General features: G+C 36.7%; 25 protein-coding genes and 2 pseudogenes. 15 read left to right on the top strand and 12 right to left on the bottom strand.

What is annotated here, in order from left to right:
- Positions 1 to 264 precede the first annotated feature (264 nt).
- The 3 genes from ABWU58_RS03770 to ABWU58_RS03760 all read left to right on the top strand — a co-directional run bounded on the left by ABWU58_RS03770 (position 265) and on the right by ABWU58_RS03760 (position 5,223).
- On the top strand, positions 265 to 2,775 hold the full coding sequence (locus tag ABWU58_RS03770; RefSeq protein ID WP_353283658.1) for an ankyrin repeat domain-containing protein: 2,511 nt from the start codon (positions 265 to 267) through the stop codon (positions 2,773 to 2,775).
- 224 nt (positions 2,776 to 2,999) lie between these two features.
- A complete protein-coding gene (locus tag ABWU58_RS03765; RefSeq protein ID WP_353283657.1) occupies positions 3,000 to 3,527 on the top strand; it encodes a hypothetical protein in 528 nt (175 codons plus the stop codon).
- A 127-nt stretch (positions 3,528 to 3,654) separates the two neighbouring features.
- Entirely contained in the window at positions 3,655 to 5,223 is a 1,569-nt protein-coding gene (locus ABWU58_RS03760) for an ankyrin repeat domain-containing protein (RefSeq protein WP_353283656.1), read from the top strand.
- A gap of 1 nt (position 5,224) precedes the next feature.
- On the opposite strand, the gene sdhA is transcribed toward ABWU58_RS03760, so the two are convergent.
- From sdhA to ABWU58_RS03735, 5 genes are all read right to left on the bottom strand, one after another.
- A complete protein-coding gene (gene sdhA, locus ABWU58_RS03755) occupies positions 5,225 to 7,030 on the bottom strand; it encodes a succinate dehydrogenase flavoprotein subunit (RefSeq protein ID WP_353283655.1) in 1,806 nt (601 codons plus the stop codon).
- 918 nt (positions 7,031 to 7,948) lie between these two features.
- A complete protein-coding gene (locus ABWU58_RS03750; protein WP_353283654.1) occupies positions 7,949 to 8,167 on the bottom strand; it encodes a reverse transcriptase domain-containing protein in 219 nt (72 codons plus the stop codon).
- Between the two features lie 277 nt (positions 8,168 to 8,444).
- On the bottom strand, positions 8,445 to 8,621 hold the full coding sequence (locus tag ABWU58_RS03745) for a hypothetical protein (RefSeq protein WP_353283397.1): 177 nt from the start codon (positions 8,619 to 8,621) through the stop codon (positions 8,445 to 8,447).
- Between the two features lie 50 nt (positions 8,622 to 8,671).
- Positions 8,672 to 8,932 carry a transposase gene (locus ABWU58_RS03740; RefSeq protein WP_353283711.1) on the bottom strand — a complete coding sequence of 87 codons (261 nt, stop codon included), beginning with the start codon at positions 8,930 to 8,932 and terminating at the stop codon, positions 8,672 to 8,674.
- Positions 8,919 to 9,068, bottom strand: a complete 150-nt coding sequence (locus ABWU58_RS03735; RefSeq protein WP_353283653.1) for a hypothetical protein — start codon at positions 9,066 to 9,068, stop codon at positions 8,919 to 8,921. Before ABWU58_RS03735 ends, ABWU58_RS03740 begins: the two co-directional genes overlap by 14 nt.
- A 172-nt stretch (positions 9,069 to 9,240) precedes the next feature.
- Between ABWU58_RS03735 and ABWU58_RS03730 the strand changes: the two genes are divergently transcribed.
- The 3 genes from ABWU58_RS03730 to ABWU58_RS03720 all read left to right on the top strand — a co-directional run bounded on the left by ABWU58_RS03730 (position 9,241) and on the right by ABWU58_RS03720 (position 11,955).
- On the top strand, positions 9,241 to 10,473 hold the full coding sequence (locus ABWU58_RS03730) for a hypothetical protein (protein WP_353283652.1): 1,233 nt from the start codon (positions 9,241 to 9,243) through the stop codon (positions 10,471 to 10,473).
- A gap of 212 nt (positions 10,474 to 10,685) precedes the next feature.
- Positions 10,686 to 11,612 (top strand): ribose-phosphate diphosphokinase, encoded by a 927-nt coding sequence (locus ABWU58_RS03725; RefSeq protein WP_353283651.1) that lies wholly within the window; start codon positions 10,686 to 10,688, stop codon positions 11,610 to 11,612.
- On the top strand, positions 11,602 to 11,955 hold the full coding sequence (locus tag ABWU58_RS03720; protein ID WP_353283650.1) for an aspartyl/glutamyl-tRNA amidotransferase subunit C: 354 nt from the start codon (positions 11,602 to 11,604) through the stop codon (positions 11,953 to 11,955). Before ABWU58_RS03725 ends, ABWU58_RS03720 begins: the two co-directional genes overlap by 11 nt.
- A gap of 881 nt (positions 11,956 to 12,836) precedes the next feature.
- On the opposite strand, the pseudogene ABWU58_RS03715 reads toward ABWU58_RS03720, so the two are convergent.
- From ABWU58_RS03715 to ABWU58_RS03705, 3 genes and pseudogenes are all read right to left on the bottom strand, one after another.
- Positions 12,837 to 13,580, bottom strand: a pseudogene (locus ABWU58_RS03715) (IS110 family transposase); the annotation flags it as partial.
- Between the two features lie 281 nt (positions 13,581 to 13,861).
- The gene (locus ABWU58_RS03710; protein ID WP_353283649.1) at positions 13,862 to 14,617 is read right to left on the bottom strand and encodes an SDR family oxidoreductase; all 756 of its coding nucleotides are present in this window, start codon (positions 14,615 to 14,617) and stop codon (positions 13,862 to 13,864) included.
- Complete coding sequence (locus ABWU58_RS03705; protein WP_265015758.1) at positions 14,604 to 15,419, bottom strand: YihY/virulence factor BrkB family protein; 816 nt, start codon at positions 15,417 to 15,419, stop codon at positions 14,604 to 14,606. Before ABWU58_RS03705 ends, ABWU58_RS03710 begins: the two co-directional genes overlap by 14 nt.
- A gap of 135 nt (positions 15,420 to 15,554) precedes the next feature.
- Between ABWU58_RS03705 and ABWU58_RS03700 the strand changes: the two genes are divergently transcribed.
- The 7 genes from ABWU58_RS03700 (at position 15,555) to murB (ending at position 19,555) form a co-directional block, all read left to right on the top strand.
- On the top strand, positions 15,555 to 15,896 hold the full coding sequence (locus ABWU58_RS03700) for a TrbC/VirB2 family protein (protein ID WP_353283648.1): 342 nt from the start codon (positions 15,555 to 15,557) through the stop codon (positions 15,894 to 15,896).
- A 93-nt stretch (positions 15,897 to 15,989) separates the two neighbouring features.
- Positions 15,990 to 16,337: a TrbC/VirB2 family protein gene (locus ABWU58_RS03695; RefSeq protein WP_353283647.1), complete on the top strand. Its 348-nt coding sequence runs from the start codon at positions 15,990 to 15,992 to the stop codon at positions 16,335 to 16,337.
- 92 nt (positions 16,338 to 16,429) lie between these two features.
- Positions 16,430 to 16,777: a TrbC/VirB2 family protein gene (locus tag ABWU58_RS03690; RefSeq protein ID WP_353283647.1), complete on the top strand. Its 348-nt coding sequence runs from the start codon at positions 16,430 to 16,432 to the stop codon at positions 16,775 to 16,777.
- A 92-nt stretch (positions 16,778 to 16,869) separates the two neighbouring features.
- Positions 16,870 to 17,148 (top strand): TrbC/VirB2 family protein, encoded by a 279-nt coding sequence (locus ABWU58_RS03685; protein ID WP_353283646.1) that lies wholly within the window; start codon positions 16,870 to 16,872, stop codon positions 17,146 to 17,148.
- A 51-nt stretch (positions 17,149 to 17,199) separates the two neighbouring features.
- Positions 17,200 to 17,364 carry a hypothetical protein gene (locus tag ABWU58_RS03680; protein WP_410542047.1) on the top strand — a complete coding sequence of 55 codons (165 nt, stop codon included), beginning with the start codon at positions 17,200 to 17,202 and terminating at the stop codon, positions 17,362 to 17,364.
- Between the two features lie 434 nt (positions 17,365 to 17,798).
- Positions 17,799 to 18,677, top strand: coding sequence for a hydroxymethylbilane synthase (gene hemC / locus ABWU58_RS03675; protein ID WP_353283710.1), 879 nt, complete (start codon positions 17,799 to 17,801; stop codon positions 18,675 to 18,677).
- Positions 18,668 to 19,555: a UDP-N-acetylmuramate dehydrogenase gene (gene murB, locus ABWU58_RS03670; protein ID WP_353283645.1), complete on the top strand. Its 888-nt coding sequence runs from the start codon at positions 18,668 to 18,670 to the stop codon at positions 19,553 to 19,555. The genes hemC and murB overlap by 10 nt, the downstream gene beginning before the upstream one ends.
- A gap of 182 nt (positions 19,556 to 19,737) precedes the next feature.
- Here the strand turns inward: murB and ABWU58_RS03665 are convergent.
- Positions 19,738 to 20,543: pseudogene (locus tag ABWU58_RS03665) on the bottom strand (IS256 family transposase); the annotation flags it as partial.
- 101 nt (positions 20,544 to 20,644) lie between these two features.
- Between ABWU58_RS03665 and ABWU58_RS03660 the strand changes: the two are divergent.
- Both ABWU58_RS03660 and ABWU58_RS03655 read left to right on the top strand, forming a co-directional pair.
- Positions 20,645 to 20,872, top strand: a complete 228-nt coding sequence (locus ABWU58_RS03660) for a hypothetical protein (RefSeq protein ID WP_353282963.1) — start codon at positions 20,645 to 20,647, stop codon at positions 20,870 to 20,872.
- Positions 20,873 to 21,089: 217 nt separating this feature from the next.
- Positions 21,090 to 21,788 carry an IS4 family transposase gene (locus tag ABWU58_RS03655; RefSeq protein WP_353282850.1) on the top strand — a complete coding sequence of 233 codons (699 nt, stop codon included), beginning with the start codon at positions 21,090 to 21,092 and terminating at the stop codon, positions 21,786 to 21,788.
- 73 nt (positions 21,789 to 21,861) lie between these two features.
- On the opposite strand, the gene ABWU58_RS03650 is transcribed toward ABWU58_RS03655, so the two are convergent.
- The 3 genes from ABWU58_RS03650 to ABWU58_RS03640 form a co-directional block, all read right to left on the bottom strand.
- A complete protein-coding gene (locus ABWU58_RS03650; protein ID WP_245970122.1) occupies positions 21,862 to 22,032 on the bottom strand; it encodes a hypothetical protein in 171 nt (56 codons plus the stop codon).
- A 7-nt stretch (positions 22,033 to 22,039) separates the two neighbouring features.
- Positions 22,040 to 23,104 (bottom strand): group II intron reverse transcriptase/maturase, encoded by a 1,065-nt coding sequence (ltrA, locus tag ABWU58_RS03645; protein ID WP_353283644.1) that lies wholly within the window; start codon positions 23,102 to 23,104, stop codon positions 22,040 to 22,042.
- 572 nt (positions 23,105 to 23,676) lie between these two features.
- Complete coding sequence (locus tag ABWU58_RS03640; RefSeq protein ID WP_353283643.1) at positions 23,677 to 24,537, bottom strand: reverse transcriptase N-terminal domain-containing protein; 861 nt, start codon at positions 24,535 to 24,537, stop codon at positions 23,677 to 23,679.
- Between the last annotated feature and the right edge of the window lie 392 nt (positions 24,538 to 24,929).

The raw sequence follows: 24,929 nt of genomic DNA, 5'->3' as shown, positions 1-24,929 counted from the left end.
TACCGAAATATGTTTATGGTTAATTATAGGCGATATCTTAAGTTGTCATTCCAGCGCGTGACGCTGGAATCCAGATCTTTTTAAACTGGATCCTATGGTCAAGCCATAGGATGACAGAAGTGGGCTTCGTTAGCTATATACAACGTTTGACTTAATTAAAAAAATTGAATCTTAAATTCAACTTTTTGGTTGTTAGTCTAAGTAGAAAAAAATATTAATACTTACAGCCAAAAGATACGCAGCTTTTAATATTGAGGTTTTAGTATGGGTATAGATCTAAGCGCACTAACTACTAATGCAAATAAATTAGACGAATGCATAGATAAAAATAAAAAGCAAGAGCGAGAGCAGGATAGAAAAGACGAGCAATTGTATGGCACTATAGAGAGAAAGGCAAAAAAAGAAGAACATAAGCGTGAAAAACCAAGAGGTCAAGATGGAACCCTCAAGAAGTGTAAAAGGTTATTTGAGGAAGGTGCTAGCTCTGAAGTATTAACTAAATTAGAAGAATCACTTAGAGAACAAGAAAAATATTATAGGTATTATGTCCAATGCTTCCTTCCAGTGCTAGATAAAGCAATAGAACGATCGAAAAAAATACCAAATGAAACAAAAGATCGAGTAAAGCAAATAATTTTAAAAATTACTTGTAATAGCAGATATTGTAACCAAAATGATCGTAGGGACAGTGAAACAGAGAGTGGCTACGGTAGCGATGTTGAAAACGATCATAAAGTAACGCATAATAATGTTCAATTATTAAAAGCAATCGAAAATGGAAATAACAGGAAATTTAAAAAATATCTCAAAGATTGCACGGATATTAGCAGCATAAAAGATGAAAAAGGAAATAATATTTTACACCTCATTGCGTCGTTGGAAAAGAAACAGAAATGCAAGTTTCTGGGTACCCTAATAAAAACGGTCACCGAGGAAGATTTAGCACAACTTGTTGATAGTAAAAATCAGGACGCTCTTCAGGTGGCACTAATTAACAAGATAACAAAAGAAAAACATGAGTCTCATACGATCCAAAATAATGATAACACACTTAAGTTTCTTACAAAATTGTTAGAGCATGGAGCCAGCTCTGATAATTTAGGATTATCTACAGAAAAATTACAAGACTTAAAAGAAGAGCAAAAGACATACTACCGTAATTTCTTAGAAAAATTAGCAGAGCAAGGAAAGAAATCTAAATTAAAGCCAGAAATAAAAATCAATACAGAAGCAAAAATTAAAGAAATTATACCACGTACCATAAATACTCCAGATAGTAATGATAATTATCAATTACATTTAGCAATTAAAGATAATGATAAAGAACGTTTTGAAGAGTTATTGCAAAAAGGGGCAGATATTAGCCTTAAAGACACAGATGGTAATAATGCTTTACACTTGATTGTTAAACCTGAAACAAAACAAAAACTTAAACTTCTCAATATATTGCTAAAAGCAAGCCAAAAAGAACAATTTATAAAAGCTGTAAATGATAAAAAAGAAGGGCAAACACCGCTCCATCTGGTACTCCAGCGCATACAAGAAAAGAGTAAAGAACCTTCATTGAAACATAAAATAAAAAATGTAGTAAAAAAAGAATTTAAGGATACTGGCAGGTATAAAGCCTTAGAGTTATTTCTACAAAATGGTGCAGATATTACTGTGCAAGATAAAGATGAAAAAAATGCTCTGCACTATATTGCTTCATTCAAAGGAGAACAAAAAGTTGCATGTTTGAAGTTGATTTCAGATAAAGATGATGCTGTAAATACTACTAACAGGGAAGGATTAACACCTCTTCATCAGCTGCTTCAGCATATAAAAGGAAAGAATGAGGATCGATCATGTACAGATAGAAAATTTGAAAAAACTAAAAGGTATGAAACCCTAGAACTATTTCTACAAAATGGTGCAGATATTACTGTGCAAGATAAAGATGGAAAAAATGCTCTGCACTATATTGCTTCATTCAAAGGAGAACAAAAAGTTGCATGTTTGAAGTTGATTTTAAATTCGGTGGAAAAAGAGAAATTTAGTAAAGCTGCAAACGCCACTAACGAAAAAGAACGCACACCACTACAAGTAGCGCTAATTACTAAGACGACAAAAGATAAACATAATTTGGTCAATCCTAAGAGCCGTGATAACACGATCAAGTTCTGTGTAAAATTAGTGCAAAATGGTGTTGACCCAAAGCAGTTAATACTACCCGAAAGATTATGGAGCAAAGAGTATTATAAAATTATAAAAGGAATAGAGAAATCAATGGGTAGAGCGCTTATTCCAGATGATATGAGAACTGAACTGAAGTGCAATTTTGGCAAGAAGTTAAAAGCACGCGATATTGTGAAGTATGTCAATAATGTTGTTTGTAAAGTAGTGACAACGCTTGTATTTACTGCTTTAGCCTGTGCGGTAATATTCAGCGCTTCTCAAGGAAGTATTACAATTGCAACTGCCTCATCTATTATAGCAGTTATTGGAGTTTGTTATCTTATTTACTTGAATTTAGAAAATATTTATGAAGGATTTGGAAAAATTAAAGGAAAGTTTACTGAAGAAAAGCAACTTACACTTCAAGATAACGCACCAAAAAATGATACACAATGCAATAACTCTGTTAAGGATATAGAAAATAAGTCCAACGATTTAGAAGAGCAAGAGGTGCAAAAATCATCAAGTCAATCAGAATATACAGAAAACCCAGCTACTAAAATGAGCGATGTATCAATACTACGTCAATTCATGAATAAGCTAGTAGGGAACGTTCTATAAATATTCACCCTTTCTTAAAACTAAACATTTAAAATAGTAGATAATCGTTGAAGTGAGGTTTAACTATGATACTAGCAGAAACGCTCTTCCGCCTATATTTCGATTACATATATAACATTTTAAAATTTAAATCTAGTTTTTTAGTTGTTAGTTCTCAATCTCAAATTGTTAACACCTACAACTACAAAGATACACAAATAGTTAATTTTTAGCGAGGCTTTGGTATGACAAAAGAAAATTCTACACCTTTAGTACACAACAATAAATTATTGAGCATTATAACGGAAAAAGTAACAAGAGAAAAGCACGAACACCTATACCCAGAAATTAAGAAAGACGGGACTCTCAAAGAATGCAAGAGACTGTTCAAGAAAGGGGCTAGTCCTAAGGTATTAACCGAAGTATTGACCAAATTAGGAGAATTACCGGAAGAACAAGAAAAATATTATAAGTATTATTATACTCAACGCTTCCTTCCAGTATTGAAAGAAAAAATCAAACAGTCAAAAGAACTAGAGGAAATAAAAAAAGAGAAGATAGAACAAGTAATTTCAGAAATTATTAGCCAGAGCAGCAATAAGGATCTTTCTAATAACATTGCTCAAAGTCGTAGAGGGAGTATAGAAAGTGAAGACAGTGGAATTGAAAGCGGCAACAGTAGCAAAGCTGAAGATGATCATGACGCTAGTAAGAAGCATTCAATCAGTAGTGCTAACACAATAAGCGAAGATCAAGAAGTAGAGAACGGGTAACAGTGAAGACAGTGGAATTGAAAGCGGCAACAGCAGCGAAGCTGAAGATGCTGATGAGAAAGACCACATTTCGGGTATACCAATTTCCCACACAGCAAATGAAAACCAAGAAGTAGAGAACAGAATAATGAACAGCAGTGTTCAATATACTGATGAGGAACGGCCAATATTCAAAGCAATCAAAAATGGGAATCAAAGGGAATTTGAAGAATATCTAGAAAATTGCACGGATATTAGCAGTGTAAAAGATGAAAAGGAAAATAATATTTTACACCTAATAGTTACACAATTAGAGAAAAAACAAAAGTTTTATTTCTTAAATACAGTACTAGATGTGAGTAAGAAGGAAGGAAAAGAGCAACTTAAAGCACAACTTGAAAAAGCTGTAAACGATAAAAATGGCAACGGTCAAACACCACTGCAAGCATTGTTACTTAGTAAAGTAACAAAAGAAAAACATAGTTTTACACCTAGAAAACCTTTAAAAAAACTTATTATACCACACTACGACAATACAATAGCATCTGCTATACAATTGCTCAAATTAGGAGCAAATATTGATGATTTGCAGTTGTTTGAAGAAAAATTACAATACTTAAAAGAAGAGCAAAAGACATACTACCGTAATTTCTTAGAAAAATTAGCAGAGCAAGGAAAGAAATCTAAATTAAAGCCAGAAATAAAAACCAATACAGAAACAAAAACCAAAGAAATTATAGAGTATACCATAAATACTCCAGATAGTAATGATAATTATCAATTACATTCAGCAATTGAAAATAATGATAAAAAACTTTTTGAGGAGTTACTACAAAAAGGGGCGGATATTAGCCTGAAAGACACAAATGGCAACAATGCTTTACATCATATTGCTTTACTTAAAGGAGAGCAAAAAGTTGCATATTTGGAGTTGATTTTGAATTTAGTAGAAAAAGGAGTGATATCTCAAAATAAATTGAGAGAAGCTATAGATGCTACCAACCAGAAAGAAAACACGCCTCTACAAGTGGCGCTGAAAACAAAAGCGAGGAAAGGAGGAATTAAATATCTAAAGAAAGGAAAAATTTTTGATCCAACGGTTAGTTATAGCAATACAACGAAGTTTTGTGCAATGCTGCTAGAAATGGGCGCTGATCCCCGTTCTCTGGAGTTGGAAGGTCAAGCATTTGATACTAGAAAGTATTATCTAACTTTATGTGGTTTAAAAGATTATCCGAAGACTCCGCATAAAGCACAAGAAAAAGCTAGAGAATTGAAAGAGGAACTTGAGGAAGAATACCACTGTAAAACTCCTTTAAAAAAATGTCAGTCTGGCATTGAAAGAGCAGGTTCTTCCATAAGGAAAGCAGCATCTACTACAGGAAAAGCAGTATTTGCTGCTGGAAAGTACATAGATCCAGCAAAGAGAACCCGTCAAACATTAATATCCATAACAACGGTTATTTTCATTTCAGCTGTAGCATATGGTCTCTCTCGGGGTTACATTGGAGCCCTTGCAGCTTTATTCCTCGCAGCTATTGCTATAGCTACATGTCTTGCTCTCACTTTAGGGTTTAGTGGTGTTAAGAAACGTTTTGAGAAATTAACTAATAAAACAAAGAACCCTACTGACAATGACCGACAGACAAAGCATCCAAAAAGTAAAATAAAAGATACATCAACAAAATCTCCCGCAGATGAGTTGAAGGTTTCCTAGTTTAGTATACCCTCTTTTCCGGAGCGATGAAGTCAATCTCATCGCTCAGAGTTTTTTCAGCCACTTTTTTATAATCAATTTTTACGTTAATTTGACCTTTCTTTTCTTCGAGCCACGCTATAGTGTGCTTCATCCAGTTTTTGTCATCACGTTCAGGAAAGTCTTCACGAGCATGGGCACCTCTACTCTCCTTTCGATTGGCTGCGCATTCCATGGTAATAACCGCTTGTGGAATCATGTTAGCAAGCTCCAGTGCTTCAACTAAATCACTGTTCCACATCATACTGCGATCCTCAAGTGAAATATCAGGCATCATTTTTGCTACCTTTTTTATAGCTTTTTTACCTTCTTCTAAAACTTCAGCAACACGGAACACTGATGCGTACTTTTGCATAGTGTTCTGCATTTCGCTGCGTATTTTTGCCACCCTAAACTTTCCAGAAGCAAATCGCATTTTATTAAACCTATCTATTATCCAATCTGTACAATCTGAGCTCAATTTTTTATGTGATGTACAGGATTTTAGTTTCTCTTTTGCTTTGAGTGCTGCAGCTCTACCAAAAACCACAAGATCAAGAAGCGAGTTAGAACCAAGTCGATTTGCACCGTGCACAGAGACACACGCAGCTTCTCCAATTGCAAATAGTCCATCTACCACTTCTTCCTTACCTTGCTTCAGCGTGATCACTTCTCCATGATAATTGGTTGGAATGCCACCCATGTTATAGTGAACAGTCGGAATGACCGGTATTGGATCTTTAGTGACATCAACTCCAGCAAAAGTTCTTGCGGTTTCGCTGATGCCCGGCAATCTGAGTTTTATTACTTCCGGATCAAGATGTGCTATAGTTAAATACATGTGATCTTTTTTCGGTCCAACTCCCCTTCCCTCTCTAATTTCAATTGTTATTGCACGACTTACCACATCACGGGAAGCTAAATCTTTTGCTTTTGGCGCGTAGCGTTCCATAAACTTTTCGCCCTGAGAATTAACAAGATATCCCCCTTCACCACGGCACCCTTCTGTCATCAAGCACCCTGAGCCATATATTCCTGTTGGATGAAATTGTACAAATTCCATATCTTCAAGTGGTAATCCAGCCCTTACTACCATGCCATTACCATCACCTGTGCAGGTATGCGCACTTGTTGCAGAGAAATAAACACGTCCATATCCACCTGTTGCTAACACCACTTTATGCGCACGAAATTTATGTAATGTGCCGTCGCATAGCGACCAAGCAAGAACTCCGCAGCATGCTCCGGTTTCGCTATCCATAATTAAATCAATCACAAAGTATTCAACAAAAAATTCAGCGTTGAATTTAAGACACTGCTGATATAGAGTGTGAAGGATTGCGTGCCCAGTTTTATCTGCCGCCGCACAAGTGCGTTGAGCTGATTTTCCTTTACCAAAGTGAGTTGTCATTCCACCAAAAGAGCGCTGGTATATTTTGCCATTTTCTGTACGGGAAAAAGGTACGCCAAAATTTTCAAGTTCAATAACAGCTTTAGCAGCGTTTTTACACATATATTCTATTGCATCTTGATCACCAAGCCAGTCTGAACCTTTTATTGTGTCATATGCATGCCAGCGCCAATCGTCTTCACCAATATTACCTAAAGCTGCACTAATTCCGCCTTGTGCTGCAACTGTATGACTTCGTGTAGGAAAAATTTTAGAAATGCAGGCAACTGAAAAATTAGTTGCAGCCATCCCAAGCGTTGCTCTGAGCCCTGCTCCACCTGCACCCACTACTACCACATCATACTCATGTTCTATGATCTCATACGCTGACTTATCCATATTTGCTTATTTTATCATTACAGGCTTATGATATCACAGAAGTAGAAAAAATCTATACAAGTTTTCTATAGCTAATACCAATTCTCATTATTAGTGAATCAAATAAGAGGCATTGCAGAGTTCTCTAATTGCGCATGAGTCAACAATAATTTTTACACAAATCAAAATAGCATATTTCCTCCATAATCTTTAATAATTTTACATAGATTAAAGTAGCACGCTTCCATGGTTCTCTCCGCGGTCTGATATGGCTAGTCTATATTTTAGCCAAGCTGCACTATACTTGTTAGGCGGAAGTGGACGGCAACATGTTGTTTACGAAGTCTAAGCTTCACTCTGCAATCTTGCTTATCCCTTCCATCGGCATTACTACCTTGAGTAAAATTATTGTTGTTTGGTAGAAGTCATAGTTTTAAATCCTCCTGATTAAGTTTTATCGCTATGACTCCCCCACCAGAACCGTGCTTGCAGCTTTCCCGCACACGGCTCCACAATGTAGTATTCACAGCATTTCCTATTTTGTATATAATGAGTAGCATATTCTTGGTTTTGGTAATGGATTAACTTGTAGATAGTGTGTAAATTGCTTTGAATTCATACTCTTCTTCTGACTACGTCGGTTTATCCATTTATACGCTAGCTTGATTATCTGCCAGAAGAATTTATTCAACCAACGGTAATTTCCGCTAACTCCGAAGTAGTTATAGTGCCCTGTTAGTTTTGCTTTAAGTACTGGCCACCAGTCTCTAAGGTGAACCTTATTTCGGATCTTTTTCACCCATTCTTTGGTTTCTTTAAGTTTTCTAGATAGACTTTCTTTCGAGGTTTTATGACCTATCATTACTCTACCTTTACGACTTTTTGTACCATAATGGGTGAATCCTAGAAAGTTGAAACTTTCCGTTTTTCGTTTCTCCCTTATTCCTTTTTGCCAAACTTTACTATTCTTGTTTTGTCTTCAGATATTTCCAGTCCAAATTTTCCTAGCCTTTGTTTCAGCGACTCTAAGAGTTCTTTAGCATCTTCTTCTCTTTCGCAGCAAAACAGGTGATCATCTGCATACCTAACTAGCTCCATATAACCTTTAGATCTTGGCTTGAATTTCTTTTCAAACCACAAATCCAGTACATAATGCAAGTATATATTAGCTAGTATAGGACTTACTATTCCCCCCTGAGGTGTGCCTAATTCAGTTGCTGAGTACTATCAGTCAGTCCGACTTCCTTTGCATCTTCCGTCAGTCCTCGCCTTTGTTCCAACGTACCTTAATAGGAATGCAAAGGATCTCCCAAGTTTACGAAAACTCCATCTCAACACATGATACGGCCTCAGATCCCGATAGAGTGAGTGATAACTTGCCTTATTGTTACCCTTCTTGCTGTCTTCCACTACATGAAAAGTGTCGACCTCTATTTCATCGAGAATTTCGGGACTCATTACCTTCACTTTCGTTGTACCCTGCGTTGTCCATTCCACTAGCTTTACTACGCTCGTTACCTTGCGCAGCATAGTGGTTTGTTCCAGGCTGCTGGCTAGGCTTTGCCTGGATTTTCACCAACTGGACTTTACGCACTTTGCTTGGCGCACTCATGCTCCTCCTACATTTTCTAATAACAAAATTCTGTTTTATTGACTAACATTCTATGCATAATTACAGCTAATTTTCTTGCTACTGCTACAATTGCTTTTTTCATCCCTTTTTTCTTCGCAACCCCAGCTTCTCAACTTGAAATTTTTCCTACTGATTGTAAGTAAGACTTGTGCAGCTTCATACAACATACTTCTACATTCCATGGGACCCATTTTTGATATACTACCATGTCGGTCAACTTCTCCAGAAGCGTACTTTTTGCCCATATAGGCTCCAACTGTATAAGATGTTTCAAACCTATATGATCGCAGCTTTAAATGTCATTGCTACTATAATACCAACTCCTGAAGCAGTAGTTAATAATTTACAATCCTCATCTTTTTTACCTTGCTCTGAGAGCATTTTGTCAAGTTTCCTTATCGATTCTTCTATTGCTTCTAATACCAATTCTCATTATTAGTGAACCACTTTTTCATCCAATAATTTTGATCTTAATGCCATTTAAACCTCGCTATTTTACTTAATTCAGTATGGCTTTTTTTCATTATTGTCTATCCGTTACTTGTATAGCGGGAATTGGTATAATATACTAGATCTGGCGCTTTAGAGGAAATATAATATGTTAGCAGATGCAGATAATAATCAACAGCAAAATAGAGTACAAGCTATAAGAGAAAGAGTACAAAATGTTTATAACAATACTGGTAAAATCAAAAAATTTATTAACATAATTTTACTGGTAAGTATGATTCCTCCATCCTTTTTTCTTGTACAGTTCATTTTGTATTCATGGTTAGTAGATTATTTTTTTAAACCAGGAGAAAATGAAACAAGATTATCGGCCTGGCCAAAAAATATCATTAGGGTAATATTGCAAGCTATTTTAACCGTATGTATTATTATTTCCTGTATACTTTTAGTGCTGCCTATGTTGTTCTTAAGTTTGCTAAACCAAGCACTCACTGAGGAGATACGGCAGGTTTTTAATTTTATACAAGAAGCTCCAGAAGAAGAAAGGCACTTTCTCGTGCACGATTTAGTTAATGTTCTTCCTTTTGTTGCACAAACTACTCATGATCCAAGTGCAGTTTCTAGTATAAATTTAAGTGTTGATAGACTCATAGAAAAATATAAGGAGAACCTAAGTAAGGATGAATTCTATACACAACTAAATAGAGGAAATACAACTGAAGTTGAAGAGTATATTAGGCAGTCAAGCGAATTTACAGAAGATGAAAAATCTCATGCGCTTAAATGCTTGGAGTTTATTAATAAAACAACAGGAGATAGTTTTAAAGATAGTTATAGCAAATTAACACTAAAACAAACAGCTGTTTTGTGTTGGAAAGCTTGCAACGATAGAAACACAGGAACGATAGACCAAAAAATTCCTTTAAGTAATGAGGACATAAAAAACAGAAAGGATATGTTTATTAAAGGTCTTATAGATGCAGCAACAACTTATGGTAATCACGGTCAAAGTTGTGCTGGTGGAACATATAATAAAATGGTTGAGTCTTTATCTGGCTTGCATCCATCGGTAGTTATTACACTAAATAAACAGGAAGTTGGTGGAATGATAAAAGAAACGATTACTCAAAAATTTCCTGAAATGGCCAGGGAAAACCTCAGTAATTTTTCTGAAGAAGAACAAGAAAAAGTCCGAAATGAATTACCAAAGGTCTCACCTGAAACAGTAATGTATATCATAGCTACACGCTTAGCTCTTGAGAAAAAGTGTCAGGGGTTTAGCAGTGGACTAGGTAATGATAAAAAGGAGGAAATACTAGAAGAATGTATGAGTAATTTATCCTATGTTGAACTGAAGAATCAAAACGAAGTGGTAAGGTAAATTATATTTCATTAAAGCGATTTATCTTGAAATATAAAGCAGGATTTTGTGTAATTGTTTCAATTTAGACCTATTTATTGAAATAATGCGTGAAAATGACAGGTCATTGTACAAGAGGTACCTAATTCGCCGACAAGAATGCTAGATAAAGAAACTTACATTTCAATTATTTCATAATTTCTGTATAATCTTAAAAACTCAATTAGTGCGTTATGAAGATAATAATAGGTAATGCTAGTAAGGAATTAGGGGAATCAGTAGTTAACCGGCTAGATGTTCAACCATCCTCTGTTCAGATATCAAAGTTTACCGATGGCGAGGTAAATGTAGAAGTAGCAAATGATCTATATAATCAAGAAGTATATATAGTACAATCTCTTTCTCCCCCTGTGAATGATAACCTTATGGAGCTTTTGCTTATAATTGATGCAGTAAATAGATTAGGAGCCAAAAGGATAGTAGTAATTATTCCTTATTATGGATATAGCAGGCAAGATAGAATTATCAAGAACAATGATATGCAATCTGCTTTAAATGCCAAATTAGTTGCAAATCTTATTCAAACTGCAGGTGCAAGTAGTGTTGCAGTGATTGATTTGCACTCAAGTCAAATTGAAGGATTCTTTGATGTACCGATAACTAATTTGAACTGCTTTGAAGCATTTGTTGACTGTATACACACGGAAAATTTGGCAATTGTTGCACCTGATGTTGGAGCAATTGGCAGAGCACGTGCTTTTGCAAAGACTTTAGAGGAAAAGTACAAGATAGGGTTAAGTGATAAGATTATTGTAGTAGATAAATATAGGGAGAAAGCAGGCACATCTCAAGTAATGAACATAATAGGAGAAGTTGCGAATAAAAATTGTGTCATTGTTGATGATATAGTTGACTCTGGTGGAACATTGTGTAATGTAGCCCTTGCTTTAAAAGGCCACGGAGCAAAGTCCGTAATTTCATGCATCACACATGGCGTGCTTTCAGGAAGTGCAGTTGAAAAAATTTCTTCCTCTTCTTTAGATAAATTAGTGATTACGGATACCATACTTCACAAACTTGAAAAAACTGGTAAAATAGAAGTTGTTTCGGTCGTAGATATTTTAACTCACTTCATCCAAGGAGGTAAAGATGCCAGCTAAGTCAACAGAAGACGTTATTACTTCACTAATAGAATTTGCAAATAAGAGAAAAATAACAATTACCAAGGAAGAAATGCTTAAAATTGCACAGCTTGTAAGGATTAAGTTATCAAATGACGAGATTGATCACTACTCCAAAGAACTGACAATGCTGGATTGGATACATGATACTTTATTGCAAGTTAATACTGAAAGTGTTTCTCCTATGCGTTATGGCAGTATAGACAAGGACATTCATGTACGCGATGATGTTATAAATTCTCAAAACATTAAAGAAGAGATATTGTCCAATACAAAACCTGAGCATGGGTATTTCGTAGTGCCAAAGGTTATAAACGATTAAGGTAAAATAAGGCTCATATCAATTCTATAATAGATCTACTTTCAAAGTATCCGTTCAGAAGAGTGGCAAAACAGGTATAGGGAGAGTAGACCGGCGGACCTTCCCCGCCAGCCTCTCGCAGAACTGTGCATGAACCTCTCGACTCACACAGCTCCCATTATTCGGCCCTTGCTACTAATTATAGCATAATCAAGGACTCTGTTTTAATCAATTGCTCATCCCATTTCTGGTTGACAAGTAACTAAACTAAATCCCTTCGCTCCATCTCCATTACAGAGACTTCTTCACTACTACGCGCCCCTGTTTTCCGCATCGGTACTCTCACCCTTGGAGTTTAGCTCCTTGGATTTCTCCCTTATCATCGAAACGACAGGTTCCCGCAGTTCCACGCAATAGCCCAAAATAGATTCACGCCACCTCTATGCCAGACGCCACCTATCCAGTAAACAAGCTCCCGATACCAGGTTAGCCTGGTTTTGACGTCGTCTAGTTCCTTTCGACACTTTATCAGTGGTTCATTTGCATTCGTCTCTCTATTTCACACATGACGCATAATTGCGCCTTTTCCATAACGCTCACTACCTTGCCAAAGCAGTTTATGGTTGTTTGAAGCCTGCTCTTGTAAACCGGCTCCGAGGGGCCCACCCTCATCTATTGCGTAGCTTTTGCACTTAGTTTGCTCTTACTTGAACATTCTTTGTGTCTCTACGGCACACCTAACCCAAGAAAGGTTTCCCTACGTCATATCAACTATGTTTTTTTTAAATTTTTTGAATTTAGTTTTATTACAACTCTTGTTTATAATTTTGTATTTTTATTCAATTAGAAAATGCATTTTTGACAATAAACACCCTAATTTATCATAGAAAAATTTTATATCAAACAACAGATTTGGACTTTGCAGCAGCCATTGCAGCCGTTAGTACGAACATTGCTTCTACCGCCTGTTATTCTTCGATAACCAATAACTTTTCCACTTTCTTTTGGATGCGCCAGCAAGACTTGCTACTTCTTTTCTGTTTAAGTAGCCAAGCTCTGGCATCAGACACACAAAATCTTGAGATAACTTTGCCTGGCACTGTTCTCAGAATTTTTTGGCGCTTCTATAACTCTAGATTTTTATCAATGATTTTTTGTATGGCATTATTGAGTTCATCTATTTGACTATTAAAGAATTCTATAGTTTTTTGACAACTTTCCCTTACATGGTCATTTTCCGGTGCTTCCAGTCTACATTTTTCTTGAGCCCTCATTTGTGTAACGACGTTGACAAACAAAGTTGATTGTTCTTTAGAGGTAGGTACAAATAGAGAAAGAGTTCTATGACGCATACTGAGCAAGAGCCATTGCATCTAGATTTTGCTAAAGTTCCGTGAGACAAGATAAAGCTTTTGGGTATTAGCTCAGCGATATTCTTGTCAATAAGAAAATGCGATAAACCAATTCCCTGTATTTTCTAAAGTTACTAAAGAATTAGGTAAGATATCTGAAAACTTTTTAAACAATTGTTGCCAACCAGAAGCATTATTATCAAATTCGACAACACTCTTCTGTGTGTGAACCGCAACAACATTTTTAAATTTTCCGATGTCAATACCAATAAAGTTTTGATAAGATGTAACCATATTAATAACCTCGATAGTTTATTGATTTAAGATTGTAAACGGGTGCATACATATGTCCCATGCAACTATTCAAACGTATCGAGGGCTAGTGTACCTTGATATAAACGGTTGTCAACGCCGCGTCGGTCGCACACGCCCGCTATTCCTATAGTGAGTAGAGTTATCTTCCCTCTTGTTTCTTTTATAACATATTTTTAACTTACAACTGCCGCGGTATCTCTAGATCCCGCTAACAAGTAGCGGGATGACGGCTTCTCAAATTGTCGTTAGCTATATGTAATTTATTCGAGAGATTTGCTGAGTGGTAAGATTTTTCCTGATACGCTGCAATCGTTAGAAGCTAACTCCACAAATTTATCTGTTAGTTTATCAGGTGACACCAATTCAGATCCAGGAAATGCCTGCTCACTACCCACAGGTCCTTTCGTGTATACAGCATTTACACATAATTTTGTATGTTTTGTCTCAGATGCATATATCTGCACCATTATTTCTAGTGCAACTTTACTTGCAGCATACGGCATCCAATATGGATAAGAGGAAGGAGAAAGTGTCACCTCTGAGGTCATGAATATCACTCTTCCAGCATTAGACTTCTTTAGCATTGGATCTAAGTTTTTTAGTAAGTACCAATTGGCAGTAAAATTTGTATTCATTACGTTCTGTAGCTCTTCAATCTCACAGTCGTGAATAGGGTTCAATTTGCCTAAAATTCCAGTACATGCAACTAATATATCAAGTGCTCCAGATTCTGATAATTTCAGACTTTCTATCATGTTTGTCAGTATCTTTACATTCTCAAAGTCTAAAAGGTCAAGCTGAATTAATTTCACAGAGCCTTCTTTAAATTCTTCAAGCTCTTCAATTTCATTATATAGTGGCTTGAGATTATCAAGAGATCTTGAAATCAGAATCACACATGCACCTTCTTTTACAAATCTTTTTGCAACAGCAGAGCCTATTTCACCTGAAGCTCCGGTGATTAAAGCTACTTTACCTTCTAACTTACCCATTTCTTTCTCCTTAGCGAGATTCATTGAAATATTTTAGCTGAAAATTAAATTTTGCTCCATATATAAAAATCAAACTTAGCATATAAAAAAATAGTAATGACACTACCATACCACCTAAACTTCCATATATCAAATTCAGTTGATCAAAGGAAGCTTTTAAGTATTGCTTGAAAGCTGAAGCAGAAATTGTCCAAAGAATAACAGCCACACAAGATCCAGGAAAGACGTCTGATAAATTTTGTTTTATGTTTGGCAACATAAAATATAGCCAAGAGACTACTGTGAAAAGTACAAATTCAATGAGGAGATATTTAGTATAACTAATCCCCTGATAGGAAAAATCAATTAGCATTGGCACTAATGTAGAGAACACTATAGTTAGAGTTATAATAAGCGTGATCACTAAAAATTGTAGTATACTTAACAACCTTCTTAATATATAAGGTGGTGAAACCGGAACTTTATAAGCTTTGTTCAATATTGTTCTTAGCCCTTCAATTGTTGACGAGGCGGTCCAAACAGCGCCTACAATTGCTAAAGTTAGTAAGCTTTGCGGCGGGCCTGATATTATCTCTCTGATACGCGGCATCAAAGATGCCAAAATATCCTGTGGCATGTTATCAATGATAAATACCCAGCCAATGTTATACTGGTCTAAGAAATTTGCGAATGTTGACGCCACAGCCATTAAAACAATAAGAAAAGGGAATATCGATAACAGGATTAAAAATGATAGATACCCTGCATGCTCCACTCCATCATTATGAATTGTGTCAATCAAAGCACGATAAAGGCAATAAACGATGCTGTAAAATTTCTGTAGCACTGTAATATAAACGAACCAAGAAAAGTATTCTAAATGAAATAAAGGATACTTTTAAGCAAAAAATCCTCACCGTTTACTTAAATTTAATCGAAATGGTAGATAATCCAGCGTTAAATAGAAATTATCGGAGGCATAATGAAAAATTTTCTTCTACTTGTAGCTTTAATTCTCTCCTTTGCATTTGATGCACGTGCTGATCTAGATGCAACATCAGCAGTAATATGCAAAATAATTGGTTATACTCACGGCATAGGTGGGCCGATGATCACAATAGTGATAATAGGTGCAGCTTTACTTGCAATATTTGGCAGAATGCCGTGGCCAGCTCTTTTTGCACTCGGTGCATTTACTGCTGTGTTTTTTGGTGCTCCTGCCGTCGTTTCAAAAATAGCACCAGGTACAGCAAGTAAGTGCGAGACATGTACTGGTGGACAAACATTGAAGCCTGATGCAAATGGAGTATACAAGTGTCAGTAAAAAGTATTGGGTAAATGATACAAGTTGTATCATTTACTCAAACTTAATCAAAGTGAAAGATAATCTAGTGAAATAGAAACTATAGGAGGCATAATGAAAAATTTTCTTCTACTTGTGGCGTTAATTCTCTCCTTTGCATTCGATGCGCGTGCTGATCTAGATGCAACATCAGCAGTGATATGCAAAATAATGGGCTATACTCACACCCTAGGTGGGCCGATGATCACAATAGTGATAATAGGTGCAGCTTTACTTGCAATATTTGGCAGAATGCCGTGGCCAGCTCTTTTTGCACTCGGTGCATTTACTGCTGTGTTTTTTGGTGCTCCTGCCGTCGTTTCAAAAATAGCACCAGGCACAGCAAGTAAGTGCGAGACATGTACGGGTAATAAAACATTGCAAGAGGACCCTGTAGGATCAGGGAAGTATAAGTGTAAATAAAAGTATTGGGTAAGTGATACTTCTTGTATCATTTACTCAAACTTAATCAAAGTGAAGGATAATCTAGTGAAATAGAAACTATAGGAGGCATAATGAAAAATTTTCTTCTACTTGTGGCGTTAATTCTCTCCTTTGCATTCGATGCGCGTGCTGATCTAGATGCAACATCAGCAGTGATATGCAAAATAATGGGCTATACTCACACCCTAGGTGGGCCGATGATCACAATAGTGATAATAGGTGCAGCTTTACTTGCAATATTTGGCAGAATGCCGTGGCCAGCTCTTTTTGCACTCGGTGCATTTACTGCTGTGTTTTTTGGTGCTCCTGCCGTCGTTTCAAAAATAGCACCAGGCACAGCAAGTAAGTGCGAGACATGTACGGGTAATAAAACATTGCAAGAGGACCCTGTAGGATCAGGGAAGTATAAGTGTAAATAAAAGTATTGGGTAAGTGATACTTCTTGTATCATTTACTCAAACTTAATCAAAGTGAAGGATAATCTAGTGAAATAGGAACTATAGGAGGCATAATGAAAAAATTTCTTCTACTTGTGGCGTTAATTCTCTCCTTTGCGTTTGACGCAAATGCTGATGAAACATCAACAGTAATATGCAGTATAGTAAAATACACTCAAGACCTAGGTGGGCCGATGATCACGATAGTGATAATAGGTGCAGCATTGCTTGCAATATTTGGCAGAATGCCGTGGCCAGCTCTTTTTGCATTAGGTGTGTTTACTGCTGTATTTTTTGGTGCTCCTAAGATTGTAAAGGCAATAGCACCAGGTACAGTGCAAGCATGCCCGTAGGAGCGTGCTATGTGACAGCGTTGCAAATCTTTGCTTGCAATATTTGGCAGAATGCCATGGCCAGCTCTTTTTGCATTCGGTTCATTTACTGCTGTGTTTTTTGGTGCTCCTGCAGTTGTAAAGGCAATAACAGGAAAAGAGACGACTTGTACCACAGCAGGATGTACTGCTAACGGTGGAAAGTGGGATGCAGCAACAGGAACGTGTACATCATAGATCTAAAGTTTCAAAAAACATTAGCTAGGTGGTGCTTCTTAAAGAAGCACCGTAACTGCATGATTTGAAGCGATCTCCACTAGGAAGTGTTTATTCCATATCATTAGAAAGGGCGTTATCCAAGCAGCTCCCTTTTTTGTCATGACACCGTCCTTTTTTCTGGATCCAAGTAGTCAGGGCACTGGGATGACAGGAAGAGAAGGCTACTTGGATGACACCATTATAGAATGAACCAGTGTCAGCTACTTGGATGACAAGAAAGGGCACTAGAATCCAGTAAGCTTATTTATGCATATAAAAGGTTATTATTTTGTAAAGTCAAAGTTGCTTTTGGTTTTAAGTTAAAGTACAATAAATGCAAAGGTTTATATAATGAATTAAACTGGATCCAAGTAGTCAGCTACTTGAATGACATCAGACAAACAATCGTACACATGCTAGTCAAAATAGGTACCAGAGGAAGTAAGCTTGCAGTTGCCCAGGCTTTGGAAGCAAAACAAAAGTTGCTGGATTCTTTTCCTAACTTATCTATTGAAATTGTTAAAATAAAAACTTCCGGAGACAAGTATGCAAATGCAAACCTTGCTGAAATAGGAGGTAAAGGATTATTCATTAAAGAAATTGAGGCTGAATTGCTCGAAAATAATATAGACATGGCAGTTCACTCGCTAAAGGATGTGCCTGCGTTTTTCTCAGGGGGTTTAACAATTCCTTGTGTTTTAGAAAGGCTAAGTCCATGCGATGCGTTTATTTCTCATAAACACAATAGCCTTGAGTCTTTGCCACAGCAGGCTACTATTGCCACTTCTTCAATAAGAAGAAAAGTTCAGTTGTTAAATGTTAGACCAGATTTAAATATAGTACCGCTACGTGGAAATGTAACAACTAGATTGCAAAATCAAAGTTTTGATGGAATAATTTTGGCTGAAGCTGGACTCATAAGATTAGAAAAGCATCACTTAATTACAGAGGTATTGCCACCAAAAGTTATGTTAAGTGCAGTGGGACAGGGAGCGATTTGTATTCAATGTAGAAGGAATGATGTAAAAATTATCGATCTTTTAGAGAAAATTAATAATAATATGTCTTTTATAAGAGTGAAATCAGAGCGCAGTTTTATGAAGACAGTGAATGGTTCATGTTTTACACCACTTGCAGCTTTGGCTGAATATGTGAACGAAAATATGCTACACCTTTGTTGTATGTTAGCAAGTGGAAAAAATATATACTTCACTGAGCGCACTTCATTTATAGAAGATGCGGAGAAAATGGGTATGAATGCAGGACTAGAGTTGAAATCAAAATGCTTATAAGCTTACCTAAAGTACGTGGAATCTATCGTTATGACATCTTAATGTCTAAAGCGACGTGGTTAAACGTCGGTGGACGAGCTGATGTGTTATTTAAACCATGTGATATTGAAGATTTAACATACTTGATTAAAAATACTGAACTGCCAGTTAGTGTTATTGGTGCAACATCCAACATAATAGTACGAGATAGTGGCATTCGAGGAATAACAGTAAAATTAGGTAAGGAGTTTGCATATATTAAAAGTAAGGGTAACAACTCTATTGTAGCTGGGGGAGCTGCGCTGCTCAGGAACCTTGCTTACTTTGCAGGAGAGCAACAAATTAGTGGACTCGAGTTTCTAGTTGGAATTCCAGGAACAGTTGGTGGCGGAATAGAAATGAATGCAGGTGCGTATGGTAGTGACATCGCAAGCGTTGTACAATCCATAAAAGCAGTGAATCTAGAGGATGGAAACCTATATGAGTTCTCCAGCGAAGAAATGGGGTATTTTTACCGTGGACATAGCCTAAAAGGAAATTGGATTTTTGTTGAAGCTGAGTTTAAAGGAGTAAACTCAGAGCATGAGGTTATACTCAGTAAGTTAAAGGAAATTATCGATAAAAAAAACAAAAGCCAGCCAACGAGAGGAAAAACTGCTGGGTGCATATTCAAAAATCCAAAAAACTACCGAGCATGGGAGTTAATTGATAAATCTGGCTGCCTAGGGTTAAATATTGGTGGAGCTAGAATCTCTAAGAAACATTGTAACTTCTTGCTCAATTACGATAATGCAACTGCATCTGACTTGGAAAACCTTGGCAACAGAGTAAAAGATGCAGTGAAGGATAAATTTAATGTTGAACTTGAGTGGGAAATAAGGGTTTTGGGTGGCTATTAAACAGTTTTTATAGCTGCTGTATATTCGTTCAGGAGAACGGCAAATAAGGTAGACAAGTAATCTATAGCTAACTGAAAAAAGGTTTCCCCAGAAGGGATAAAAAGGTATAAAATGGCTTTAGATAAGGTAGAATGATGCCAAGGCCATTGGGAGTGTTAAATAAACTGTGTCAAACCGCATTTTTAGTTTAACTCAATTTTCAGTCTGTTAGGAAAGAAAATGTCGAGCTGAGATATAGTCAATGCCCAATCATGTACAGGCATCGTCCATTTCTCCTCTACTTTCTTTATAGCACAATATACCTGTTTGTACAAGCTGGTAAACGAGCCCTTAGTTTTAGTGAACTTTCTGATCTGTCTGTGTAGCCCCTCTATGGGATTGGTGGTGTAAATTATCCTCCTAACTGGGTCAGAATACTTAAAGTAACCAGATAAATTTTCCCAGTTATTCTGCCAAAACCATAGGGTACTTTGTGCCCCATTTTTCACCCAATTCCAATAGATAATTCTCGGCAATTTCCCTGCTTGAAGCTTGATATACCTTCTTTAAATCGCTCAAAAAACTTTTTGCATCTTTACTAGCCACGTACTTCAGTGAGTTGCGTATCTGATGCACTATACATAGCTGTACTTCCGCATTAGGGAACACGCTGTTTATAGCTGCAGGAAAGCTTTTTAGCCCATCAACGCAGGCAATTAGAATATCTTCTACTTCTCTCTCTTTTAGATCATTTAGTACTCCCAACCAAAAGTTAGCTCCCTCACTTTCAGCCAAATAAAAGCCCAGTACTTCTTTTCTGCCATTTTGCTAATATGTTGTACATACATTTACTCACGCAATGTCCGTCCTCCTTGATCTTAAAAAACATCCCATCCATAAACACTATTGGATATACTGATTGCAGTGGACGGCTCCGCCATTCATTGATTACAGGCAGTAATTTGTCAGTAATACTTGATATCTCTGCCACCGATATTTTGTGATCATAGGAGAGTAGACCAGCGGACCTTCCCCGCCAGCCTCCATAAGTGTTGAAAGTAATACAAAAAGGATATAAAGAGCTATTATTGCAGAAAAATGGAGGCAATAATGGATCAAATAGAAGGCATATTAAACTTAATTAAAGACAAGGATTTGGAAAGGCTAGGAAAATTAAGTGAGATAGATAAATGCAATACTAAGTTAGTGGGCAAAATCATATTTAAAGGCTTAATGAAGTTAATATTAATGGGTCAGAAAACAAGCTTAAGAGCATTAGCAATGGTAATAAACAGGTGTGTGATAGATAAAAATGATGACAAAAGTACAGTCACATAAAGTGGCTTGTCGAAAAGGTTAAAAGTTCTGATTATTTTAAGGGAGTATATATTGATCTGATAAACAAAGTTGAAAAATTGTTGCCCAAAAAAACGTCACATGATTTACATAGATTTGATTCAACAATCATAAATTTATCAGGGTATCTTATAAAAGATGGACTAAAGTTAGGTAACCAAAGTAATAAGTCAAAGTAAGTCTGGGATTAAAAGGACAATTGCCAACAAGTATAAGGTTTTGTAAAGGGCAAGAAGAAGGTAGTGAAGACATAGCACTGGTAAGGGCAATCAACGAAGCAAAAGTTAAAAAAGAGGATATTTTGCTATTTGATAGGGGAATCAGAAAGGTTGGAACTTTTGCTGAGTTTGATGAGAAGGAATACAAATTTATAACAAGAGTTGAAACAAGCAGAAAGCATGATGTTGTAAGTAGGAGTAAAGTTATTCAAGGACAACAGCAAGATGGATCAGAAATTTTAGAAGATATAATAGTTAATCTTTATCGCGCACAGGGCAAAATTGCAGAAAAGCATAACTTACGTTTGATAAAAATCAAAAACAAGGCAGGAAATGAAATAAGGTTTTTAACTAACTTGTTTACAATGCCTGCTTATGATGTTGCACAGGCGTATAGGCGAAGGTGGGACATAGAAGTATTCTTCAAATTTATAAAGCAAAACCTTGGATATAAACACTTTTTGAGCCATAGCATGAACGGAATGAAAGTATATATTTATATGATTATTATTACAGCCCTGCTGTTTCTCGTTTATAAAATTAAAAACAATTTACATGGATTTAAAATGGCATTATTGCAATTTACACTAGATCTTAATGATTCTTTTATACGCTCAATTGTTTTACTATCAGGAGGTAATTTACATGTTGTCGATCATCTTATATCACGCCATTTTTGATACTTTCAACACTTATGCACCAGTCTCTCGCAGAACTGTACGGAAACCTCTCGGTTTATACAGCTCCCATTATTTAGCCTTTTGATCCTAACCCAAGTGTCCAATGATAGAAAATATTTGGAGACCTCTTTCTCACTTTTCCTAGAAATTGCTTTGCTAGCCTTCCATGATCCCGAAGTTTCTTGTATTTTGTCCTGACCCATCTTATGAGGTATCTCTCTATGTTTCTGAGAGATGTATACATCTCCGATTTATAAAACCTGCCATAGCCAGCCTCTGACTATTGGGTTTACCTTCTTCGATATTTCCTCCAAAGTTGTTGATGTTTGCCTGTGTATTCTCCATGACCTTATGATTTGACTAATCTTCTTCTTGGCTTTGTTGCTAATTGCAGGTAGAAATGAGACAAAATAGTTTCCTATTTTATTGTTCTTTGCCAGTCTAGGTCTGAACGTGTAACCCAGAAAGTCAAAGCTCTGTGTTGGAAACTCACCTCTCCTACTGTCATCCTTACAATACACTATTCTTGTCTTTTCAGGATTTAACTTTAGTTTGCATTGTGCCAATCTTCTTTCGATTGCCTCCCTCATATAGTCTGCCTGTCTCTTGGTTTTGCAGTGCACTATTGCATCATCTACGTACCTCTCAAATGGTATTGTGGGGTAGTTTTGCCTCATCCACATATCAAATGCATGATGCATAAATATGTTAGAAATGATTGGGCTTACAGAACCTCCTTGCGGAACTCCCTTTTCCCTAACTACCTTACTGCCATCTGCTAGCTGAATAGGGGCTTTCATCCACCTTTCAACATACAGTATAATCCATTTGCAGTCTGTATGCTTCTTGATAGCTTGCAATGCCAATTGGTGGTCCAAATTGTCGAAAAATCCAGATATATCAAGATCTATCGTCCAATCGTACCTCCAGCATCTTTTGCGTGCTGTATCTACCGCATCCAGTGCTGATTTATTTGGTCTATAACCATATGAATCTTCGTGGAATTTTGGCTCTACTAGCGGCTCAAGATACATAGAAGCAGCCGTTTGCCCTATCCTGTCGAACACTGAAGGAACACCTAAAATTCTTTGTCCTCCTCCCGTATCTTTCGGTACTGCTACAGCTTTTACAGGCTCTGGAAAATAACTTCCGGATGACATCCGATTCCATAGTTTGTATAGATTGTCTTTTAGATTTTCCTCAAACTTTGTTATCGAGACCTCATCTACACCTGCCGCACCTTTATTTTTGGATACTTGTTTATAAGCTTTCCAAATCAGTTGCTTTGGTATATCAAAAGACTTTGTTTTATTCATTAATTCCTCCCATTACGATTAACAAAACAATTAAAACTAAATCCCTTCACTCCATTTCCATTACAGAAACTCCTTCGCTACTACGCGCCCCTGTTTTTCGCATCGGTACTCTCATCCTCAGAGATCAGCTCTTTGGACTTCTCCCTTATCATCGAAACGACAGGTTCCCGTAGTTCCATGCAATAGCCTAAAATAGATTCACGCCACCTCTATGCCGCTACCCAGTAAACAAGCTCCCGGTACCAGGTTAACGACTACCCCCTGGTTTTGACGTCGTCTCTACGCTTTCGACACTTCATCAGTGGTTCACTTGCGTTCGTCTCTCTATTTCACACATGACACATAATTGTGCCTTTTCCATAACGCTCACTACCTTACCAAAGCAGCTTATGGCTGTTTGAAGCCTGCTCTTGCAAACCGGCTCGAGGGGTCCTCCCTCATCTACTGCACAGCTTCAACACTTCCCGTGTTTCTACGGCGCACAATCATCAGCGTAAAAAATTATACTGAGAGTTTGCTGTGCCCGTTGATGCGATGTTGTACCAAATTTTTTCTTTCTATATAGAAAAAGTTCACTCTTTAATATATTGTTCCAGACCGTGTAGTGCTATACAAGCTAATAATGGAGAAATAGTTCCTCCTTGAATCGTACCACTTCTAGTTGGTTGGAGAGTTCTGTTTTCTACTACACCTGCTTTCAACCATCCTTTTATAATGCTTCTTAAAGTTGGTGTGGTATTGAGTTTTTCAAGCAATGCATAGTGTTTGATATTGTCGAAACATCCAGAAATATCAGCATCTAAACAATATGCTGTTTTCTGTTTGAGTGCACTGAATATGGCTCCAATAGCATCATGACATGACCTACCAGGTCTAAAACCATATGTGTTCTGCTCAAATTTTGCCTCCCATTCTGGTTCTATCACCATTTTTACAAGCGTTTGTTTTGCTCGATCTGTTATCGTGGGTATCCCCAATGGCCTCTTCTCAGTTTTTCCAGGTTTTGGAATCCAGACACGTTTTGATGGTTTAGCCTCTTCTCTTATATCTAAAGAATATGCTAATTGCAATCTTTCCTTTTGATTAAGGCTAGCTTTCCCATCAACTCCTGCTGTCTTTTTACCTCTATTATCCTGAGTAATTTTCCTAACAGCAAGCATTTTCCCGCTTGTCGATTTGAGTAATAATCTCTGAAGATTATGCATCTTTTTGATATCATTACATTTAGAAGCTCGGTAAATTCTTTTTTGTAGCTTAAATGAAAATTTCTCCAGCTTACGCCAAGGAATTTCATTCCATTCATACCTAACTTTTTGTTGGTCCATAACATATACACTACTACTCACAACTTTACCCTCCAAATTATAGTGTCCACGTCTGCATATCCTAAGTATTACTTTAGGCTTTAGCTTCTTAGACAATCCTTCCAACATAAATGCTTATGGCTGGCAACCTACTTATATCCAGATGAATATAAGAGCATTTATATGGTTACCCCGTTCCATAATTTTGTTTCCCGTTGGACTTAGATCCCTACTGTTTACCGGAAGCTGAGAACATCAATAATTAAGGATAGGAAACCTTAATTCCTCTTTACTTCATACCTTTTGGTCTATGCGTAATCAACCTTATTTCGCATATTTATCATCACGATAATTCAAACATAGGTTCTTCTCATAATCATATCCAACTCTGTTCGCAGGGATTTGTTATAAGGTTTAACATTACCCGCTTTTATCTCATGCTTGCATCCCAGAGGTTGCCAGTCTCTGAAATGTGAGACATACTTTATCCCCGATGTCTAGGGAAGATGGAATTTAACCAT

Source organism: Wolbachia endosymbiont (group A) of Pogonocherus hispidulus, from assembly GCF_964028195.1.
Lineage (GTDB): Bacteria > Pseudomonadota > Alphaproteobacteria > Rickettsiales > Anaplasmataceae > Wolbachia.
The sequence above is the reverse complement of the archived record's forward strand: the minus strand, read 5'-3'. Positions and strand labels throughout refer to the sequence as shown.

Excerpts from the sequence above, each read along its gene's own strand:
- ABWU58_RS03730 (WP_353283652.1), top strand. The coding sequence starts at position 9,241 with ATGTTAGCAGATGCAGATAATAATCAACAGCAAAATAGAGTACAAGCT.
- ABWU58_RS03725 (WP_353283651.1), top strand. The coding sequence starts at position 10,686 with ATGAAGATAATAATAGGTAATGCTAGTAAGGAATTAGGGGAATCAGTA.
- hemC (WP_353283710.1), top strand. The coding sequence starts at position 17,799 with ATGCTAGTCAAAATAGGTACCAGAGGAAGTAAGCTTGCAGTTGCCCAG.
- ABWU58_RS03650 (WP_245970122.1), bottom strand. The coding sequence starts at position 22,032 with ATGTATACATCTCTCAGAAACATAGAGAGATACCTCATAAGATGGGTC.
- ABWU58_RS03690 (WP_353283647.1), top strand. The coding sequence starts at position 16,430 with ATGAAAAATTTTCTTCTACTTGTGGCGTTAATTCTCTCCTTTGCATTC.
- ABWU58_RS03680 (WP_410542047.1), top strand. The coding sequence starts at position 17,200 with ATGCCATGGCCAGCTCTTTTTGCATTCGGTTCATTTACTGCTGTGTTT.
- ABWU58_RS03720 (WP_353283650.1), top strand. The coding sequence starts at position 11,602 with ATGCCAGCTAAGTCAACAGAAGACGTTATTACTTCACTAATAGAATTT.
- ltrA (WP_353283644.1), bottom strand. The coding sequence starts at position 23,104 with ATGAATAAAACAAAGTCTTTTGATATACCAAAGCAACTGATTTGGAAA.
- murB (WP_353283645.1), top strand. The coding sequence starts at position 18,668 with ATGCTTATAAGCTTACCTAAAGTACGTGGAATCTATCGTTATGACATC.
- ABWU58_RS03640 (WP_353283643.1), bottom strand. The coding sequence starts at position 24,537 with ATGTTGGAAGGATTGTCTAAGAAGCTAAAGCCTAAAGTAATACTTAGG.
- ABWU58_RS03700 (WP_353283648.1), top strand. The coding sequence starts at position 15,555 with ATGAAAAATTTTCTTCTACTTGTAGCTTTAATTCTCTCCTTTGCATTT.
- ABWU58_RS03710 (WP_353283649.1), bottom strand. The coding sequence starts at position 14,617 with ATGAATCTCGCTAAGGAGAAAGAAATGGGTAAGTTAGAAGGTAAAGTA.
- ABWU58_RS03745 (WP_353283397.1), bottom strand. The coding sequence starts at position 8,621 with ATGAGTGCGCCAAGCAAAGTGCGTAAAGTCCAGTTGGTGAAAATCCAG.
- ABWU58_RS03760 (WP_353283656.1), top strand. The coding sequence starts at position 3,655 with ATGAACAGCAGTGTTCAATATACTGATGAGGAACGGCCAATATTCAAA.
- sdhA (WP_353283655.1), bottom strand. The coding sequence starts at position 7,030 with ATGGATAAGTCAGCGTATGAGATCATAGAACATGAGTATGATGTGGTA.
- ABWU58_RS03685 (WP_353283646.1), top strand. The coding sequence starts at position 16,870 with ATGAAAAAATTTCTTCTACTTGTGGCGTTAATTCTCTCCTTTGCGTTT.
- ABWU58_RS03660 (WP_353282963.1), top strand. The coding sequence starts at position 20,645 with ATGGATCAAATAGAAGGCATATTAAACTTAATTAAAGACAAGGATTTG.
- ABWU58_RS03695 (WP_353283647.1), top strand. The coding sequence starts at position 15,990 with ATGAAAAATTTTCTTCTACTTGTGGCGTTAATTCTCTCCTTTGCATTC.
- ABWU58_RS03765 (WP_353283657.1), top strand. The coding sequence starts at position 3,000 with ATGACAAAAGAAAATTCTACACCTTTAGTACACAACAATAAATTATTG.
- ABWU58_RS03770 (WP_353283658.1), top strand. The coding sequence starts at position 265 with ATGGGTATAGATCTAAGCGCACTAACTACTAATGCAAATAAATTAGAC.